19 protein-coding genes are annotated in these 18,474 nt (G+C 39.6%); 2 read left to right on the top strand and 17 right to left on the bottom strand.

What is annotated here, in order from left to right; translation table 11 throughout:
• Positions 1-9: 9 nt before the first annotated feature.
• Complete coding sequence (locus AB2B49_RS04790; protein WP_049505814.1) at positions 10-1,560, top strand: ClC family H(+)/Cl(-) exchange transporter; 1,551 nt, start codon at positions 10-12, stop codon at positions 1,558-1,560.
• 731 nt (positions 1,561-2,291) lie between these two features.
• Complete coding sequence (gene xerS / locus AB2B49_RS04785) at positions 2,292-3,362, top strand: tyrosine recombinase XerS (RefSeq protein ID WP_049505815.1); 1,071 nt, start codon at positions 2,292-2,294, stop codon at positions 3,360-3,362.
• 72 nt (positions 3,363-3,434) lie between these two features.
• Here the strand turns inward: xerS and AB2B49_RS04780 are convergent, their stop codons facing one another.
• From AB2B49_RS04780 to AB2B49_RS04700, 17 genes are all read right to left on the bottom strand, one after another.
• Positions 3,435-4,424 (bottom strand): lipoate--protein ligase, encoded by a 990-nt coding sequence (locus AB2B49_RS04780; protein WP_320691958.1) that lies wholly within the window; start codon positions 4,422-4,424, stop codon positions 3,435-3,437.
• Between the two features lie 195 nt (positions 4,425-4,619).
• Positions 4,620-6,323, bottom strand: a complete 1,704-nt coding sequence (lpdA, locus tag AB2B49_RS04775) for a dihydrolipoyl dehydrogenase (protein WP_001162886.1) — start codon at positions 6,321-6,323, stop codon at positions 4,620-4,622.
• A gap of 45 nt (positions 6,324-6,368) precedes the next feature.
• On the bottom strand, positions 6,369-7,412 hold the full coding sequence (locus AB2B49_RS04770) for a dihydrolipoamide acetyltransferase (protein WP_049505817.1): 1,044 nt from the start codon (positions 7,410-7,412) through the stop codon (positions 6,369-6,371).
• Positions 7,413-7,629: 217 nt separating this feature from the next.
• Entirely contained in the window at positions 7,630-8,622 is a 993-nt protein-coding gene (locus tag AB2B49_RS04765) for an alpha-ketoacid dehydrogenase subunit beta (RefSeq protein WP_320691957.1), read from the bottom strand.
• A gap of 15 nt (positions 8,623-8,637) precedes the next feature.
• Positions 8,638-9,606, bottom strand: a complete 969-nt coding sequence (locus AB2B49_RS04760) for a thiamine pyrophosphate-dependent dehydrogenase E1 component subunit alpha (protein WP_049505819.1) — start codon at positions 9,604-9,606, stop codon at positions 8,638-8,640.
• A gap of 178 nt (positions 9,607-9,784) precedes the next feature.
• On the bottom strand, positions 9,785-11,125 hold the full coding sequence (locus AB2B49_RS04755) for an MATE family efflux transporter (protein WP_049505820.1): 1,341 nt from the start codon (positions 11,123-11,125) through the stop codon (positions 9,785-9,787).
• Positions 11,126-11,166: 41 nt separating this feature from the next.
• Positions 11,167-12,435, bottom strand: a complete 1,269-nt coding sequence (locus AB2B49_RS04750; protein WP_049505821.1) for a dihydroorotase — start codon at positions 12,433-12,435, stop codon at positions 11,167-11,169.
• A 12-nt stretch (positions 12,436-12,447) separates the two neighbouring features.
• Entirely contained in the window at positions 12,448-12,912 is a 465-nt protein-coding gene (locus tag AB2B49_RS04745) for an NUDIX hydrolase (RefSeq protein WP_001135756.1), read from the bottom strand.
• 9 nt (positions 12,913-12,921) lie between these two features.
• Positions 12,922-13,575, bottom strand: coding sequence for a uracil-DNA glycosylase (locus tag AB2B49_RS04740; RefSeq protein ID WP_049505822.1), 654 nt, complete (start codon positions 13,573-13,575; stop codon positions 12,922-12,924).
• An 11-nt stretch (positions 13,576-13,586) separates the two neighbouring features.
• On the bottom strand, positions 13,587-14,342 hold the full coding sequence (locus AB2B49_RS04735; RefSeq protein WP_044020767.1) for a DUF4336 domain-containing protein: 756 nt from the start codon (positions 14,340-14,342) through the stop codon (positions 13,587-13,589).
• A 122-nt stretch (positions 14,343-14,464) separates the two neighbouring features.
• A complete protein-coding gene (locus AB2B49_RS04730; RefSeq protein ID WP_049505823.1) occupies positions 14,465-14,758 on the bottom strand; it encodes a hypothetical protein in 294 nt (97 codons plus the stop codon).
• Between the two features lie 23 nt (positions 14,759-14,781).
• Positions 14,782-15,474: a pyrimidine 5'-nucleotidase PynA gene (pynA, locus tag AB2B49_RS04725; protein WP_049505824.1), complete on the bottom strand. Its 693-nt coding sequence runs from the start codon at positions 15,472-15,474 to the stop codon at positions 14,782-14,784.
• Positions 15,475-15,720: 246 nt separating this feature from the next.
• Entirely contained in the window at positions 15,721-16,041 is a 321-nt protein-coding gene (locus tag AB2B49_RS04720; RefSeq protein ID WP_231110150.1) for an immunity protein Imm33 domain-containing protein, read from the bottom strand.
• Positions 16,042-16,080: 39 nt separating this feature from the next.
• Positions 16,081-16,398, bottom strand: a complete 318-nt coding sequence (gene imm40, locus AB2B49_RS04715; RefSeq protein ID WP_049505825.1) for an Imm40 family immunity protein — start codon at positions 16,396-16,398, stop codon at positions 16,081-16,083.
• A gap of 277 nt (positions 16,399-16,675) precedes the next feature.
• Positions 16,676-17,026 carry a hypothetical protein gene (locus tag AB2B49_RS04710; RefSeq protein ID WP_231110151.1) on the bottom strand — a complete coding sequence of 117 codons (351 nt, stop codon included), beginning with the start codon at positions 17,024-17,026 and terminating at the stop codon, positions 16,676-16,678.
• Positions 17,027-17,049: 23 nt separating this feature from the next.
• A complete protein-coding gene (locus AB2B49_RS04705) occupies positions 17,050-17,553 on the bottom strand; it encodes a hypothetical protein (protein WP_049505827.1) in 504 nt (167 codons plus the stop codon).
• 284 nt (positions 17,554-17,837) lie between these two features.
• Entirely contained in the window at positions 17,838-18,380 is a 543-nt protein-coding gene (locus AB2B49_RS04700) for a ClbS/DfsB family four-helix bundle protein (protein ID WP_049505828.1), read from the bottom strand.
• Positions 18,381-18,474 lie beyond the last annotated feature (94 nt).

Here is an 18,474-nt window from a genome sequence, read left to right as displayed (position 1 = left end):
GAAATGATTATGGAGGAACAGTCAGAAATACTCCGCTCCAAGAAAGAATTTGCCTTTGCCTCAAGCACTATATTATCCCAAGTTGGACGAGGGATCATTGTTGGTCTCGTCGTCGGTCTCATCGTCGGATCCTTTCGTTTCTTAATCGAAAAGGGTTTCCATCTGATACAAGGATTCTATCAAGATCAAGCGCACCTAGTGCGCAATCTTTTTATCATTGGTCTATTTTATGTATTCGTTTGCTGGCTCAGTGCGAAACTAACTCGGCTAGAAAAAGATATCAAGGGTTCAGGAATTCCTCAAGTCGAAGCCGAACTAAAGGGACTCATGACTCTAAACTGGTGGAGTGTCCTCTGGAAGAAATATGTATTAGGTATTCTTGCTATTGCCAGTGGCCTTATGCTAGGGCGAGAAGGGCCAAGTATTCAACTTGGAGCTGTTGGTGGTAAAGGTATTGCCAAGTGGCTCAAATCTAGTCCAGTAGAGGAACGTTCCCTGATTGCCAGTGGAGCTGCTGCAGGTTTAGCCGCTGCCTTTAATGCACCGATTGCAGGCCTCCTCTTTGTTGTAGAAGAAGTCTATCATCATTTTTCACGCTTTTTCTGGGTCTCAACTCTAGCAGCCAGTCTCGTAGCAAACTTTGTCTCACTACTCATATTCGGCCTAACACCCGTACTAGATATGCCAGACAACATTCCTCTCATGACCCTAGACCAGTATTGGATATACCTCCTTATGGGAGTTTTTCTCGGGCTTTCTGGTTTTCTCTATGAGAAAGCTGTACTCAATGTTGGTCGAGTTTATGATTGGGTTGGTCAAACAATCCATTTAGATAGTGCTTATTATCCAATCATAGCCTTTATCCTTATCATACCAGTCGGGATTTTCTTGCCACAAATCCTTGGTGGTGGAAATCAGGTCGTTCTTTCCTTGACTGAGCAAAATTTTAGTTTTCAAGTTCTATTAGCTTACTTTTTGATTCGCTTTGTTTGGAGCATGATTAGTTATGGAAGTGGCCTCCCAGGAGGAATCTTCCTTCCCATTCTGGCGCTAGGTTCCTTACTTGGTGCCCTAGTTGGTGTCATTTGTGTCAACCTTGGGATTGTCAGTCAGGAGCAATTCCCTATATTTGTCATTTTAGGAATGAGTGGCTACTTTGGGGCAATATCCAAGGCACCCTTAACTGCCATGATCCTCGTAACTGAGATGGTTGGGGATATTCGCAACCTCATGCCACTGGGCTTAGTGACCTTGGTGGCTTACATCGTCATGGATCTACTCAAGGGGGCACCAGTCTATGAGGCCATGCTTGAAAAAATGCTACCAGAAGAAGCAACAGACGAAGGAGAAGTCACCCTCATAGAAATCCCTGTGTCTGACAAAATTGCTGGAAAACAGGTTCACGAGCTCAACTTGCCACATAACGTACTCATCACCACCCAAGTCCATAATGGCAAAAGCCAAACAGTTAACGGCTCAACTAGAATGTATCTGGGGGATATGATTCACCTAGTGATTCCAAAAAGTGAAATTGGAAAAGTCAAAGATTTGTTGTTGTAGGTTTTTTACATAATTTATATTATGTAAAAATTTAATTTAATACATCAGAAAACCGATTCTCAGAAATGAGATCGGTTATTTTTTGCAGATAAAATATTTACATACAAATAATTGAACTTGGGTAAAAATAAGACTATAATTAAGTTAGAAATGATAAAGCATAAAGCTAGAAAGGAGTTTACTGTATCAAATCTGTACAGTAAGATTAAAATCATGAAAAAGAAAACAATAGCAATTATACAATGTATTTTATATCTCATAGCTCCTTATATAGCTCTTCAGTTATGTAGAATGAACAGAAGTATCGTTACTGATAATCTTTTTTTTATTTTCCTTATTCTGCTGACTATTTCATTCTGGTTTAGTATTTGGAAACTAGAAAAAGCACTAGATAATGATTAACAACGAAACTCCAAAGATTGAGATCTGTTTGACCCAAAAACTGGAAATTTTTGAACTTTTCCTTATGTACACTATTTGAAAAATGTACTTTATAATTGAAATGTACTTTATTTTAAGGCAAGATAAAGTACATTTTTTGATCCAGTAGCTTAGAGGAGTAATGTACAAAAATCCCACCTTTTATGCTATTTTTGTTCCAAAAAAATTTTTTAGTTATTTTTTGCACTTTAAAAAAACTCATGTAATATCTTTCCGAAAAACTATAATTTTCTTGAAAAATATATGAGTCTATGCTATACTACTAGTAGACTTAATTATGGAGAAAATACATGAAACGTGAGATTTTACTGGAACGAATCGACAAACTAAAACAAATCATGCCCTGGTATGTTCTGGAATACTACCAATCCAAGCTTGCTGTGCCCTACAGTTTTACAACCTTGTACGAATATCTCAAGGAATACGATCGATTTTTCAGATGGGTTTTAGAGTCTGGAATTTCAAATGCTGATAAAATGTCTGATATTCCTTTATCTGTCTTGGAAAATATGTCTAAGAAAGATATGGAAGCTTTTATCCTATATCTACGTGAACGTCCATTGCTGAATGCTAATACAACCAAGCAAGGTGTATCTCAGACGACCATCAATCGGACCTTATCAGCACTTTCTAGTCTTTACAAGTATCTAACAGAGGAGGTTGAAAACGACCTGGGAGAACCCTATTTCTATCGTAATGTAATGAAGAAAGTTTCAACCAAGAAAAAGAAAGAAACACTTGCTGCTAGAGCTGAAAACATCAAGCAAAAACTCTTTCTAGGTGATGAAACAGAAGGTTTTCTAACTTATATCGATCAGGAGTACCCACAACAGCTCTCAAATCGCGCTCTCTCATCATTTAATAAGAACAAAGAACGTGATTTGGCCATTATTGCCCTTCTCCTAGCGTCTGGTGTCCGCTTATCTGAAGCTGTTAATCTAGATCTAAGAGACCTCAATCTCAAAATGATGGTGATCGATGTCACTCGAAAAGGGGGGAAACGTGATTCTGTCAATGTCGCTGCTTTTGCTAAGCCTTACCTAGAGAATTATCTAGCCATTCGAAATCAACGCTATAAGACGGAAAAGACAGATACAGCTCTCTTTTTGACCTTATATCGAGGCGTTCCCAATCGTATTGATGCTTCTAGTGTTGAAAAGATGGTTGCTAAGTACTCTGAGGACTTCAAAGTCCGTGTAACTCCACACAAACTACGCCATACCCTGGCGACTAGGCTCTATGATGCTACTAAATCGCAAGTTTTGGTCAGCCATCAGCTAGGACATGCCAGTACACAAGTCACTGACCTCTATACCCATATCGTCAATGATGAACAAAAGAATGCTTTGGATAGCTTATAAAATACATAAAATTATTTATGTAAAATACCACTCATAAAAAGAAGCTGCTAAAACAAGCAACTTCTTTTTGATTTATTCTACTACTGCTTCAGCGATTTCTTCACGACTAATACCAGCAAAGTAGCGTGTGATGTCAATAGTTTCTAAAGCTTTAAGGACATCTTCACGTTCGTATTTCACTCCACGAAGGACATCTTCTACAGCTGCAACGTCCTCGATACCAAAGAAGTCACCGTAAATCTTGATATCTTGGATTTTTGATTCAATGACGTTGGCAAAAACTTCAACCTTACCACTGGTGAATTTTGTTCCACGACGGACGTTAAATTCAGGTGATTTGCCGTAGTTCCAGTCCCAAGTGCCAAACTTGGTATCCTTGATGCGATTGATTTCCGCCAATTCTTCTCCAGAAAAAACGTATTCAGTCATCTCTGGGTACTCTTTTTTCATGTATTCCAATAGCAAATCACGAAATTCTTCAACAGTGATTTTTTCTGGTAATTCATTGACAATGTTGGTTACACGAGCACGGACAGATTTCACACCTTTTGATTCAAATTTATCTTTTGAAACCTTGAGGGCGTTAGCAAGGACTGACAAATCAACGTCAAAGAGCAAGCAACCGTGGTGCATAATACGTCCATTGATATAAGCTTGGGCATTGCCACAGAATTTCTTGCCATCAATCTCAAGGTCATTACGGCCTGTGAACTCAGCTTTAACGCCTAGTTGAGCCAAGGTATTGATAACTGGAGTTGAGAAGCTCTTGAAGTCAAAGGCCTTGTTTTCATCTTCTTTTGAAATGATGGTGTAGTTAAGGTTGTTTAAATCGTGATAAACAGCTCCACCACCACTGATACGGCGGACTACCTCAATGCCATTTGCACGGACATAATCACGGTTGATTTCTTCGATAGTATTCTGGTGACGACCAACAATGATAGAAGGTTTGTTAATCCAAAGAAGGAAGATTTGATCCTCATCTAGTAAGTGTTTAAAGGCATATTCTTCCAAGGCGATATTAAAAGCAGTGTCATTTGAATGATTGATAATGTATTTCATAGTATTTCCAAAAATTTAGTTTTTAAATTCTGTTCATAGCAATCAAATTTTCTAAAGTGGTAAAAAGAAATGTAACGTGTTATCGTTACATTTCTCGGAAAAATTGAGACAAGAGGCTCAATTTTTAGGCATGGAACTCTAATAGAGGTCGCTGCCGTCCGTACTACTTTAAGAAAATTTAGTTGAAAAACTTATTTATTTTTTCTTAGGTGAATGGATGGCCATTCCTAGAACATCCGCAAACGCTTCGTACATAACTTCAGAGTAGGTTGGGTGTCCGTGGATAGTCTTCAGCATTTCTTCAACAGTGATTTCCATTTCGATAATGCTTGATGCCTCGTTAATCAATTCTGCGGCTGCAGGACCAATGATGTGCACACCAAGGATTTCCCCGTATTTCTTATCAGCGATAACTTTTACGAAACCTTGAGCAGCATCAGATGCAATGGCACGACCGTTGGCTGCAAAGTTGAATTTACCGATTGCGACATCGTATTTCTCACGTGCTTGTTCTTCAGTCAGACCTACTGCTGCTACTTCAGGGAGAGTGTAGATAGCTGCTGGAGTCAAGTTCAATTTAGCAACAGCATGGTTTCCTTTGAGGGCATTTTCAGCAGCAACTTCCCCCATACGGAAGGCTGCGTGCGCCAACATTTTAGTACCGTTGATGTCACCTGGTGCGTAGATTCCAGGAACAGAAGTTTCCATGTACTCATTGACCTTAATACGACCACGATCCAATTCAAACTCAACATCGCCAATTCCTTCAAGGTCTGGTACACGACCGATTGAAAGAAGAGCTTTATTTGCAATGATATCGTCTTTTCCTTCAACCTTGATACGAAGTTGGCCATTTTCCTCGATGATTTCTTGCAATTTTGTACCTGTCAAGATGGTCATACCTTTGCGTTCCAAAATCAAGCGAAGATTCTTAGACACTTCCGCATCCATAGCTGGCACGATACGGTCCATCATTTCGATAACAGTTACTTTTGAACCAAATGTCATGAATGCTTGGCCGAGTTCGATACCGACAACCCCACCACCGATGATTACGAGGCTTTCTGGAACTTCGTTCATTTCAAGAATATCATCGCTGGTCATCACAAGTGGAGATTCCATACCAGGGACGTTAATCTTGCTGACTTTTGAACCACCAGCAAGGATAATTTTCTTGGTTTCAAGCAATTCAGAACCATCTACCAAGACATTCTTGTCTTTAGTGATTGTACCAACACCCTTATGAACAGTAACTCCGTAGCTACGAAGAAGACCCGCAACACCACCTACCAAGGTATTGACAACTTTAGATTTAGTTTCTAAAAGTTTATCCATATCTACAGTGAAGTTTGGATTTTCAATGACAATACCACGGTTTGCTGCATGACCGATGTTTTCGATGATTTCAGCGTTGTGAAGGTAGGTCTTAGTTGGGATACAGCCGCGGTTCAAGCAAGTTCCACCGAGTTCAGATTTCTCAACAAGGGCAACCTTACCACCAAGTTGAGCAGCTTTAATGGCCGCTACATATCCAGCAGGACCTCCACCAATCACAACGATATCAAAGGCATCATCGCTCTTGCCGTCGTCGTTTGAAGCACTAGCTGCAGGTACAGGTTTTGATTCTGGCGCAGCAGCTCCAGCTGTTGGGATATTTTCCCCTTCTTCTCCAAGGTAACCGATAACTTCCGTTACAGGGACAGTTTCACCATCTCCTTTGAGGATGGCAATCAAGTATCCATCTTCTTCGGCTTCCAATTCCATGCTGACTTTATCAGTCATGATTTCCAAAAGGATTTCTCCTTCTTTTACAAATTCTCCGACTTTCTTATTCCATTGGACGATTTGTCCTTCTGTCATATCCACGCCGGCTTTTGGCATAATTACTTCTAAGGCCATGTCTTACTTCCTTTATCTATATCTCTAAAAATAAATACTGTATTTTTAAACCAACATTGAGATTGGGTTCTCAATTAAGGCTTTCAAGTCTTTCATAAACTTAGCACCAGCCATACCATCTACGACACGGTGGTCAATAGTTAACCCCAGGCTCATGATAGGACGAATAACAATCTCACCATTGACAACTACAGGTTTCTCAACTGTTGAGCTAACCCCGAGGATAGCTGAGTTTGGTTGGTTAATAATCGGACCGAAGGACTGAACGCCAAACATTCCCAAGTTACTGATTGTGAAGGTTGAATTTTGCAGTTCGCTTGGAGCCAATTTACCGTCCAAGGTACGACCAATCACATCCTTAAAGGCTACGACCAACTCTGACAAGCTCATTTTTTCAGCATTATAGACAACAGGTGTCATCAATCCATTATCCATACCAACCGCCATCGCAAGGTTGACATAGTTATGAGTGATAATGGTCTTGCCGTCTTCTGTCAATGAAGCGTTGATGTATGGGTGTTTCATCAATGTTTTCACAACAGCGAGTGAAAGAAGGTCTGTTACAGTAGTCTTCTTACCAGTCGCTTCCATAATTGGCTCAAGAACCTTCTTACGAAGGGCCAGCATTTCAGTCATATCAACTTCATAGTTGAGTGTGAAAGTTGGCGCAGTTAGGTAAGATTCAACCATACGTTGCGCGATAACCTTACGCATTGGTGTCATTGGAATACGCTCAATCTCACCATAAGGAGTGATATTGTCTGGAACTTCTTCCACTTTCTCGATTTGAGCAGGAGACTTGATGGTGTCGTTTTCGATATTTTCAGGAAGTAAGGCCAAAACGTCCTTCTTCATGATTTTACCACGGTGACCTGTTCCTTGGATTTCCTGCCAAGCAATGTTATGTTCAAGGGCAATTCGTTTTGCAAGTGGCGAAATGCGAACCACATTTGTGTCTTTATAAGTTTCCACGTCTTCTTTGTGGACACGACCGTTTGCACCTGAGCCAGAAACGTCGTAGAGGTTGATCCCTAGATCATCCGCTAACTTTCTAGCCGCAGGAGTCGCTCTTAGCTTGTCATCAGCCATGACCTCTCCAATTCTATTTATGATGCAAAGGGCGTTTAAAAGCGACCGAAAAATAGGAAATCAACGCAGACTTCGATGAAGTCAAGGAGATTTATCTTTTTTCCGAGCTTTTAGCCCGTGCTCTAATCTATAATATCAAGGACGAAAAGAGTTCTGCACCTAAAAGATACAAAGTTTCTCGTCTTTTTTATTTTATTTACATAACTTATATTATGTATTATTCTTTGTTATATGTCTTACGGATGGCATCTTTGATGCTTTCAACTGTTGGAATCATTGCATTTTCAAGGTTTTGCGCGTAAGGCATTGGCACATCTTCTCCGGCGCAACGGCGGATTGGCGCATCTAGATAATCAAATGCTTCTGATTCTGAAATAATAGCTGAAATCTCTCCGATATAGCCACTTGTTTTGTGGGCGTCGTTGACCAGAACGACCTTACCAGTCTTCTTCACTGAGTTAATGATGATATCCTTATCAAGTGGAACGAGGGTACGTGGGTCCACAATTTCAACTGAAATTCCCTCTTCTGCTAATTCTTCAGCAGCTTGAACCACACGGCGAAGCATTTTACCATAAGTAACGACTGTTACATCTGTTCCTTCGCGTTTGATTTCGCCAACTCCAAGTGGGATTGTGTATTCTGGATCAACTGGCACTTCCCCTTTTTGATTAAATTCTGACTTGTATTCAAGAATGATAACTGGGTTGTTATCACGGATAGAAGACTTGAGCAGCCCTTTCATATCCGCAGGTGTACCTGGAGCTACAACCTTAAGTCCAGGAATGTGAGTAAACCAAGACTCTAGTGATTGCGAGTGCTGAGCCGCAGAACCAACTCCGTTACCAGCTGCACATCGGACAGTCATTGGAACCTGACCTTTACCACCAAACATATAACGTGTTTTAGCAGCTTGGTTGACGATATTGTCCATGGCAATAACAGAGAAGTCCATGAAGGTCATATCGACAATTGGACGAAGTCCTGTCATGGCTGCTCCTGCTGCTGCCCCCGAGATGGCAGCTTCAGAAATCGGACAGTCACGGACACGTTCTGGACCAAATTCTTCGAGCATTCCAACAGAAGTTCCGAAGTCTCCTCCGAAGATACCGACGTCTTCTCCCATCAAGAATACATTTTCATCGCGACGCATTTCCTCAGACATAGCAAGGATAATGGTGTCACGGAAAGACATTGTTGTTGTTTCCATTTTATCTCTTTCTCCTTAGTCTGCGTAAATATCTTCAAAGGCTGATTCAAGCGGTGGGAATGGGCTTTCTTCTGCAAATTTAACAGAAGCTTCTACTGCTTCCTTGACTTGTGCTTGAATTTTTTCCAATTCTTCAGCGCTAGCAATGTTATTTTCAATAAGGTAATTGCGGAGGTTTTCAATTGGGTCTTTTTGTTTCCACAATTCCACTTCTTCACGGGTACGATATTTACCAGGGTCAGATGATGAGTGACCAAGCCAGCGATAAGTGATACTTTCGATCAAAACTGGGCCATTGCCGCCACGAACATGGTCTACGGCTTTCTTAAATCCTTCATAAACATCGATGACATTGTTGCCATCTTCTATAAACATTCCAGGAATTCCATATGCCGCACTACGTTGATGGATATGCTCCACATTGGTCATTTTCTTGATATCCGCAGAAATCCCATAACCGTTGTTAATGCAGTAGAAAATAACAGGAAGTTTCCAAATAGAAGCCATGTTCACTGCTTCGTGGAAAACACCTTCGTTGGTCGCGCCATCTCCAAAGAAGCAGACGACGATTTTTCCAGTGTTTTGCATTTGCTGACTGAGGGCTGCGCCAACAGCGATTCCCATACCACCACCTACGATACCATTGGCACCAAGGTTACCCGCATCTAAGTCGGCGATGTGCATAGAACCACCTTTTCCTTTACAGGTTCCAGTGTATTTTCCAAGGATTTCAGCCATCATTCCGTTAAGGTCAATCCCCTTAGCAATAGCTTGCCCATGTCCACGGTGATTTGAGGTAATCAGATCATCTGGATTAAGAGCCAGCATCGCTCCGACGTTAGCAGCTTCCTCTCCGACAGAAAAGTGAGTCATACCGGGAACTTTCCCCTTTTTCACTAACTGAGCGATTTTTAAGTCCATGCGACGGATTTCTTCCATCTTACGGAACATCTCTAGCAAAAGATTCTTATCTAAAGTTGACATAATCTTGCCTTTCTAACTTTGTACTTACCTTACTATTTTACCCTTTTTAGTATACACTGTCAAAGTATATGGCTAATAAAATTTCACAATATAAAAAAATAAACCCCTGTTAAAACAGGGATTCTCTCTAGTTAGAGCATTTTTTCACAAAGTTGTTTTTCAGGATAATTTCTTAAAATTAGCTCAATCTTTTCATTACGGTTTTCAAACGCCATTGATACAAACAACCAGAAACAATCAAGCTGGCAATTAACCCAATCCAGTAGGCAAATGCCCCTAAGTCAGTTGATTGATCTAGTAGATATCCTAGAGGTATCGCTACTCCCCAATATCCGATTAGACCAAGATAGAAAGGAACGATAGTGTCCTTATACCCTCTTAAAATTCCTTGGAGCGGAGCCGCAAAGGTATCAGCTAGCTGGAAAAAGAGACTGTATGTCAGGAAAACAGCCGTGGTTTCAATGAAGTGAGGGTCATTTCCATATAGACTTGCTACACGATCTCTAAAAATGTAGAGAAAAGATAGGGTAAGACCTGCAAAAATAAGGGCGGTTACTCTTCCCAGACGAGCATAGGTTTTTGCATCCTCAAAACGTTTAGCCCCCACCTCGTAAGACACAACAATAGCCATAGCAGAGGAAATACTCATAGGAAAAGCATACATGAGACTCGAAAAATTCATAGCTGACTGGTGACTGGCGATGATGAGCGATGAAAACTTAGCCATGATCAAGCCAACCACAGAAAAGATAGCTACTTCAGCAAAGACGGTTCCCCCGATTGGTAGACCTAATCGAACACCTTCCTTGATTTTATCTATATTTAGTGGAATGCGTTTTTCAAGATGTAACGCTTTTAACCTTTCTTGTTTGAATAAAACAAGAATAGAAATCCCCAATAAAACCCAATAGGCTAGTGAAGTTCCTAGTCCTGCTCCTGCGCCACCAAGCTCAGGGAAACCGAAAGCTCCATATATCAAGAGATAGTTAAAACCACTATTGAGCGGAAGTAATAGGAGCATGAGGTACATAGATAGCTTGGTCAATCCAAGAGAATCCAACAAAGAGCGAATGACACTGAACAGCAACAAGGGAATAATTCCAATAGACAGGTACCAAAGATAGGAAACTGCAACTGCCGCCACTTGAGCTTCTAGTCCGATGTTGGTTAAGACAGGCGGCGCTAAGAATACTACCATGCCAAGCAAGACCAAAGACAGTCCGAAAGCCAAGTAGATAAATTGGTAAAAGTCAGATGCTACTTCTTCCTTTTTGCCCCGTCCCAGATGATGGCCTATGATGGGAACCATGGCTGAAACAATCCCTGTTAAAAAAGTAAAGAAAGGATTCCATAGACTCGTTGCGGTTGATACTCCTGCCAAGTCCATGGTATTGTACTGCCCAGTCATGGTTGTATCAACAAATGAGGCAGAATAATTGGCAAATTGATAGATCAGAATAGGGAAAAATATCTTAAGAAATAAGACAAACTTGTCTTTAAATTGATGGGTTGGATACATATACGCTCTCTATTCTTATAGTTTCTAGAGCAGAATCCCATCTAGTTTTGGTAGACAATTTGTCCCTTGCAGATGGTATATTTAACCTGCCCTTTTAAAGTTTCACCGATAAATGGGGAATTAGCTGCTTTTGACGCAAAATGGGAGTCCACAAGGCGGTCAGCCTTAGCGTCAAAGATAGTGATATCCGCTGGACCATTCTCAGCCAAGTAACCTGCTTCAAAGTTGTAAAGCTTGGCTGGATTGACAGTCATTTTTTCTAGCAATTCCATCAAGCTCAACTCACCAGCTTCCACCAAATAAGTCAAACCAAGAGAAAGAGAGGTTTCCAAACCTGTCATACCAGATGGTGCTTTGGTGATATCTTCAACATTTTTCTCATCTGCATGGTGAGGCGCGTGGTCCGTTGCGATAACTGTGATAACACCTGACTTGAGACCTTCGATAACGGCACGACGGTCTGACTCCAAACGAAGTGGAGGATTCATTTTGGCATTGCTTCCTTGAGTTAAAAGAAGAGCTTCTGTCTTAGAGAAATGCTGTGGCGCTACTTCTGCTGTGACCTGCGCACCTAGTCCTTGAGCAAACTCCACCACCTTGACACTTTCTTCCTTAGACAAATGCTGAATGTGAACATGGGCCTTGGTTGCATAGGCAATCATAACATCGCGCGCAATCATAGCGTACTCAGCCACTCCTGTCGCTCCACAGATATGGAAATGTTCTTTAGCGATGTTTTCGTTAAAGCCAAGAATTCCATTCAAACCTGGATCTTCCTCATGAAGGCAGATAAAGGTATTGAGTTTTTTGGCTTCTACCATTGCTTCCTTAACCACTTTACTACTTTCAAGCGGAATTCCATCATCTGAAAAACCAACGGCTCCAGCTTCTAAAAGAGCCTTAAAGTCTGTCAAGTCTTGGCCATTAAAGTTCTTGGTAATAGTCGCAACTGTCTTGACGTTAATCTTTTCCTTGGCAGCAGACTGGAGAACTTCTTTCAAAGTCTCTACGTCCGAAATGGTTGGACTAGTATTAGCCATCATGACAACCGTTGTAAAACCACCTGCAGCAGCCGCTAGTGCCCCAGTATGGATGTCCTCCTTGTGGGTTTGACCAGGTTCACGGAAATGAACATGAATATCCACTAGTCCAGGCGCAACTACAAGACCAGTAGCATCAATTAGCTCTGCTCCTTCTTCCTTGATTTCGGCATCTATTTTGACAATTTTCCCATCTTGCACTAAAACATCACACACTTGATCCAAACCAGACTTGGGATCCATTACACGACCATTTTTGATTAGTAGCATTTGCTTTCTCCTTTATTCATAGAAATCAACTTGGGTATCCAATAATTTATCCCCATCATAAACAAACTTGGCTGAAAAGAAGGGTTTATCTTCTAAAAGCCACTCAACAAAAGTGTGATCACCCTCCCAAGTTGGCTTGCTCAAAACTTCATCATAGGGAACCCATTCTAAAGTTCCCTCGTTGCAGTCAATCAAGTCACCCTCAAACTCCGTCACCTTAAAAACATAGGTGTACCAGTCTAAATCTGGTGTGAATTCTGGAAAAGTGATAACACCTTTTAGAACTGGCTTGGCTTTGAGGCCTGTTTCTTCGAGGATTTCACGCGCCGCGCATTCCTGAGGAGTCTCTCCTCGCTCTAGCTTACCACCCACACCAATCCATTTACCAGCATGGACATCATTGGGTTTCTTATTACGATGAAGCATGAGCAGTTCTTTTCCGTTATCAATGTAGCAAATCGTCGCTAACTGAGGCATATTCTCTCCTTATCTAAGCCAATCGATTGGCTCTTGTCCTGTCTCTGTTAAGAATGCATTGGCCTTGGAAAAAGGCTTGGAACCCCAAAATCCTCTATAAACCGATAAAGGACTAGGATGGGCTGATTCGATAATCAAGTGGTGAGGATTGGTAACCAAGGCCTTCTTCTTGCGTGCATAAGCACCCCAGAGTACAAAGACTACAGGTCTGTCTAGATTATTTACAACCCGAATCACAGCATCTGTAAATGGCTCCCATATCTGCCCAGCATGACCATTGGCCTGCCCAGCAGGAACCGTCAAGCAAGCATTGAGAAGCAAGACTCCTTGCTCAGCCCAAGACGTCAAATCATGTGATTTCTTAACGCCGATATCATCTGACAATTCTTTCAAGATATTTTGCAAGGACGGTGGCGCTGGAATAGCATCGGGTACAGAAAAACTCAAACCCTGCGCTTGACCTGGTCCGTGATAGGGGTCTTGCCCTAGAATCACCACCTTCACTTCCTCAAGCGGTGTAGTCAAGAGAGCCTGAAAAACTTTTTCCTTAGGTGGATAAACAGTTCCCTGAGCATAGATCTGTTCCATAAATTGATTGATTTTCCCAAAATAACCTTCAGGTAATTGCTCCTTAATCAAAGCATGCCATGATGAGTGTTGCATCTTTCTCTCCTTTATCGTATCCATCTAAAAGCACGTCTTAATTCATCCGTACCATTTTTAAAAAAGCATAAACCATGTGCAAGAATGATCTTGTCCGGTTTCCAGTTTAACATACGGGAAAAGGAAACCTTTGCCTCTATTTGTCTTCTAAAAAAAGTCATCCTATAATCGATAGGAGTTTGCCCATCAGGGGCTGTTACACGGGCTAAACGATAAATTTTTCTTCGGATTGGACTAGCTATCTTTTCTGGTTCAAAATTCTCTATAAGGTCCGTTACAATGAGTGTTTTAGTCGATTTATGAAAAAACACGACCTCTTCGATGACAGAACTTCCCTTAAAAATAAGTTGATCAATCTCATCAGACCATAAGTCAGGTGCCTTATCAGTTAAAGGAGCATCAAATTCCACCATGACATTCTGACTTTTTGCTCTCTCTTCAACTCCTGGACTAGACCATGCTTGTGCATAAGGATATCTTTTTTTCCAATCTGCAATATAGGCGTAGTGAATCTTATTGGGTGAAATTAGGTAAGCGACTTTGCCCAAAGCGTCCAGTTCAGTAAAGAGCTCCTCATTTGGCGCAATAGGAGAATGAATCCAGAGTTTTCCATCGTTTAACTTTATCACTGTCATACGTGTCTGAAAAGGAAGTTTGAAGACCTTCAAGTCCATTTGTATCAAGTCACCATCTGCTATCCAGATATTTTGATCAACTTCCTTTAGTGTATACAATGGTTCATAAAGAGAAAGTTCTGGTCTTGACATCGTTTACCATTCCTTTATTTTTACTGCCTCTATTATAGCAAAAAGTGGCTATCTAAACCACTTTTTACAGTTCTTATATATACTGTTATTGACCCTATTATTTGACATTAGTATTCACAGTATCAATCAGCCATTAAAAACTTTTCGATTGTATCAATAGCATAGGAAAGTTGATTATTTACAGACATCATCCGTTCAAGATTAGCGTCCATATAGTAGAGTTCAGATAAACCACCCCTAGGGAGAAAGAGTGAACAGTGGATATTCATCTTCTCTCGAGTACTTAACTCTATATGATTGCTTATGATATACTTTAACTCTTTTAAAGAATTTACTTGGGCAACCACACCTTTTAACTGATACTGCTCGATGAGATTTAGTAAGTTATCAATCTCTTCAATGACTTTAATTTCCATATCAACACCTCTTAGGGAAATCACTACAAAGCATCTAAACAATCCAGCAAGTCTTGGTAAGAATGAACTTCATAAGTTGGTTGGGCTTGTGTGTGATTTTCGAGGTGATGTGGGTTGTACCAGATGGTATCTATGCCAGCATTATTTCCACCTTGAATGTCGGCGGTTAAGGAATCTCCAATCATCAGCGTCTTTTCTTTATCAAATCCTGCAATCTGCTGACCGATTTTTTCATAGAATAGTGCATCAGGTTTTTGCGTTTGCAACTGTTCAGAGATAAAGACTTGGTTGAAATAGGGAGCCAGACCTGATTGAGCCAGACGACCCGTCTGAATGGCAGTAATGCCATTTGTCGCAGCATACAAGTCATAATCACGTTCGATGAGGCTGTCCAAGAGTTCATGAGCACCCGAAAGTGTTTGTCCCTGTTTGGCTAAGTAAAATTGGTAACGCTGGGCAAGTAACCTACCGTCTTTTTCCTGTTCAAAATGGGCAAATAAACGAGAAAAGCGCGTGTTAACCAGTTCTTGTTTACTGATTTTCTTTTGCTCCAAGTCCTTCCAGAGAGCCTTGTTCATGGGTACGTAATAATCTTTGTAGGCTTGAATATCTGCAACTCCTTCTTCCTTTAGAAGTTGCGTCAAAGCCACATCCTCAGCAGCATCAAAATCAAGAAGAGTGTGGTCAAGGTCGAAGAGTAGAAATTTGTAGGACATTGAGTTTCCTTTCTGAAAATCCATTAAGAACATTATAGCATAAATGAAAATATCTAAACATAAAACTCTCTAAGAAATTCATCCTCGAGAGTTTTATCTATGGTTCTATTAAAGATGGATAGGGTATTTAAAATATATCAGATTCTTAAGTAAAATTTTAATTATTATAAAGTGTCATAATAAACTAGGTTTTCAATGAGAGATTTATATTAATTTTTCAATATCTTTAAATCTATACCAATTCTATTAAAAAATTTTTTCGCCAGTATTTGAATCTAAGAAATACTTCTTCTCACCTTCGTAAATAAGTATGAGTTCTGTTCCAATAGGCATGTTAAAAATTGATAATACCGCAGGTTCTATTTCAACAATTGTACTCCAGTCACATACTGACATATTTTCTGAATGTGATAGATACTCTTCAGTATCTATTTTGGAAAAAAAACGCCATCCATTATCTAGTTCATCAACGGAATCCTCTCGGAATATCCATTTTATATTCGCCTTATTTCTTAAAATATTATTAGACACTATTGAAGCACCTAATCCCATTCCTGTTTTACTCATATTTATGACCTCTAATTGCTATTATACTATCAATTCCATCTATTCTGAAGTAACTACTGTAAAATATAAATGTTTTCCATTGCTATCTACATACTGGTTGATATAATCTTTTGCTACAGAAATTGACTGGAGTAAGTCGCTATCATTATTTTTAGGAGAGTAATACCAGCTATCATAGGTCAACTCAAGTCCCCCATCTCCCTCTACATAGACATCGCCACCAAAAATCATAAACTTTTTCAACTCTATCCAGTCTATATAGGCCAACATATCTTGATATGTATATGCATAACTTGCAACACCCAATTCTGCTAGCGACTGACCTCTATTTTTAAAATTAAATTTACCTAGTTCCATATGATTGGACTCCTATTTTGCTATCAATGAGAGTAAGTCGACACTCTTGAGTCAGTTCGATATTTTTATAATGTATTTGTAAAACAATAGTTCTCATTTATAATCTCCAAAATTTGAATTAAACTATTTCATATGATGTCTCTTTTAAAATAATTTCTTTAATATTTATCTTTAAAACCTTATTAAATTTTTCAATTCTACTAAAAATATGGATGCAATTTAATTTCCTTATTAGAGTTTTTCGAAAATATTCTAGGTAAATTGTTTCTGAAATACTTTAAATTTTCCAATCGAGTATTTTAAAGAATTTGCAACGATGTAAGCTGTTTTCATTATCAGCAATTTCCATGTTTACTTCAACTTTTAATTCTTCTTTTAAATTGATAGGAGTTAGTAAGAAACTAAAATACCCACTTCCCCCCTCACTATCGTCTCCAAAAATAATCTCTTTCATTTGATGAGGATTTTTTATATATTCATCTATAGCAATATATACCTTGCTCATCTTCTCTTCAAAAATGTAGCATACTTGATAAATTGTTAGATATTTTGTCTCACAATCCAGTCTTATTTCACAAAATTTTTCTGTTTCATCGAACCACTCAGTCCGTAGAATTGTATTATCCAAGATATTTCCTCCATTCATTCCCCCTACCCCAACTCCTTGGCTATTCTGCTTTTTTCAAGTTTTCCCTTAGTAATTCGTTTCCATAAAACAAGTGGGTTCAGACTATAGGATAAACGTAGGAGGAAATAATTAACCCATTCGATAAGGGCAAAAAGCTGTATTAGTGTGGCTATAATAGCCACTCGAACACTCTGTGAGTACCAGACAATAAAAGGAAAGCCTGAAATAAGTAAAACAAGGTCTAGTATTCTGAGAACACCATATAGTTTAGGGACATTTCCACTTCCGAACTGAGGTTTCGAGAGTCTTCTAATCAAAATCGCCCAATAGATTGAACCTTGAAGCAAAATAAATGTCAGTAAAGACAGAGGATAGAGAATGGTTACTAGACTATTCACATCACCAAGCCGATTTTTCAAAAGGAAAAAACAAAACCAAATAGATAGGACGGCTGTGAACTCTCCCAAACAGAGGGACACCAACTCTTTTCTAACTCTCTCTTTTTGTATCTTCATCATCTCCCCCATTTATCTATCATCCTATTTCAGAAAAAAGCCATTCGAATCAGTTTATAATCAAAATTTCACAGAATAAAGGCATTCTATGCGTCGAACAGTCCAATTCCTTTAATATAATTGTAATTCTAAACTTAGATTTACTATAAAATAAATGTTTTAGAGCTATTCTAAGTTTATGATAACCCTAAATTTTAATTTTAGAAGGATTCTAAAGCTAGAATAGCTCTAAAATCACGAGAATGAAGCTATTCGAAGCTTAGAAGAACCTTTTCTAAACTTCATACTCACTTTAACTAGTAGGACTTACAATTTTTCTGATGAGCTTTGAGTTTTTTCAGAGCCCAGTCATAGTGACTGGAAGTGGCACTCACAAAGTAGGAGCCTAGACTTGTCCCACCTGTCCATTTATAGATACCTTTTGTGAACAATTCGTCATTACTGAAGCCTTCCATCAACTCTAAAACCTCTCTATGTGATTGATCGAGAAGTTTAATGGCTTCTTCTAAGGAAGTTCTCTGGTGCTTCTTCCAAAAAGCGACATTCATTTCCCCGTAAGTTTTCCAATTATAAGGTTCGGGGAGAAAAGGTCTTTCATGACCCTTTTGATTGGAATGTACCCAGGTCAAAAGCAGCTGATGCCATTCATAGAGATGGACCAGGACATCCCGTAGATTTTTATCTCTATTCCAGTGAGCTTCTTTTTTCTTTTGGTCTTTTGAAAAATCAAAAGGAGTCTGTAGCTCCTCTTCACTTAGCTGAGAAATTAAGAGATTAAGTTTTTCATAGTTTTCCTTAGAGGCTAACACTAGCTCCTCTTTCGTTCTCGGTCTAGGCATAGGAGTTCTCCCTTCATTTTCAACTAGAATAAGCTATTTTCTTACTTCATTATACCATAATCAAAAAGCAGTTCTTCATTTTACGAACAACTGC

The organism is Streptococcus jiangnanensis (assembly GCF_040888325.1).
Classification (GTDB): domain Bacteria; phylum Bacillota; class Bacilli; order Lactobacillales; family Streptococcaceae; genus Streptococcus; species Streptococcus jiangnanensis.
The sequence above is the reverse complement of the archived record's forward strand: the minus strand, read 5'-3'. Positions and strand labels throughout refer to the sequence as shown.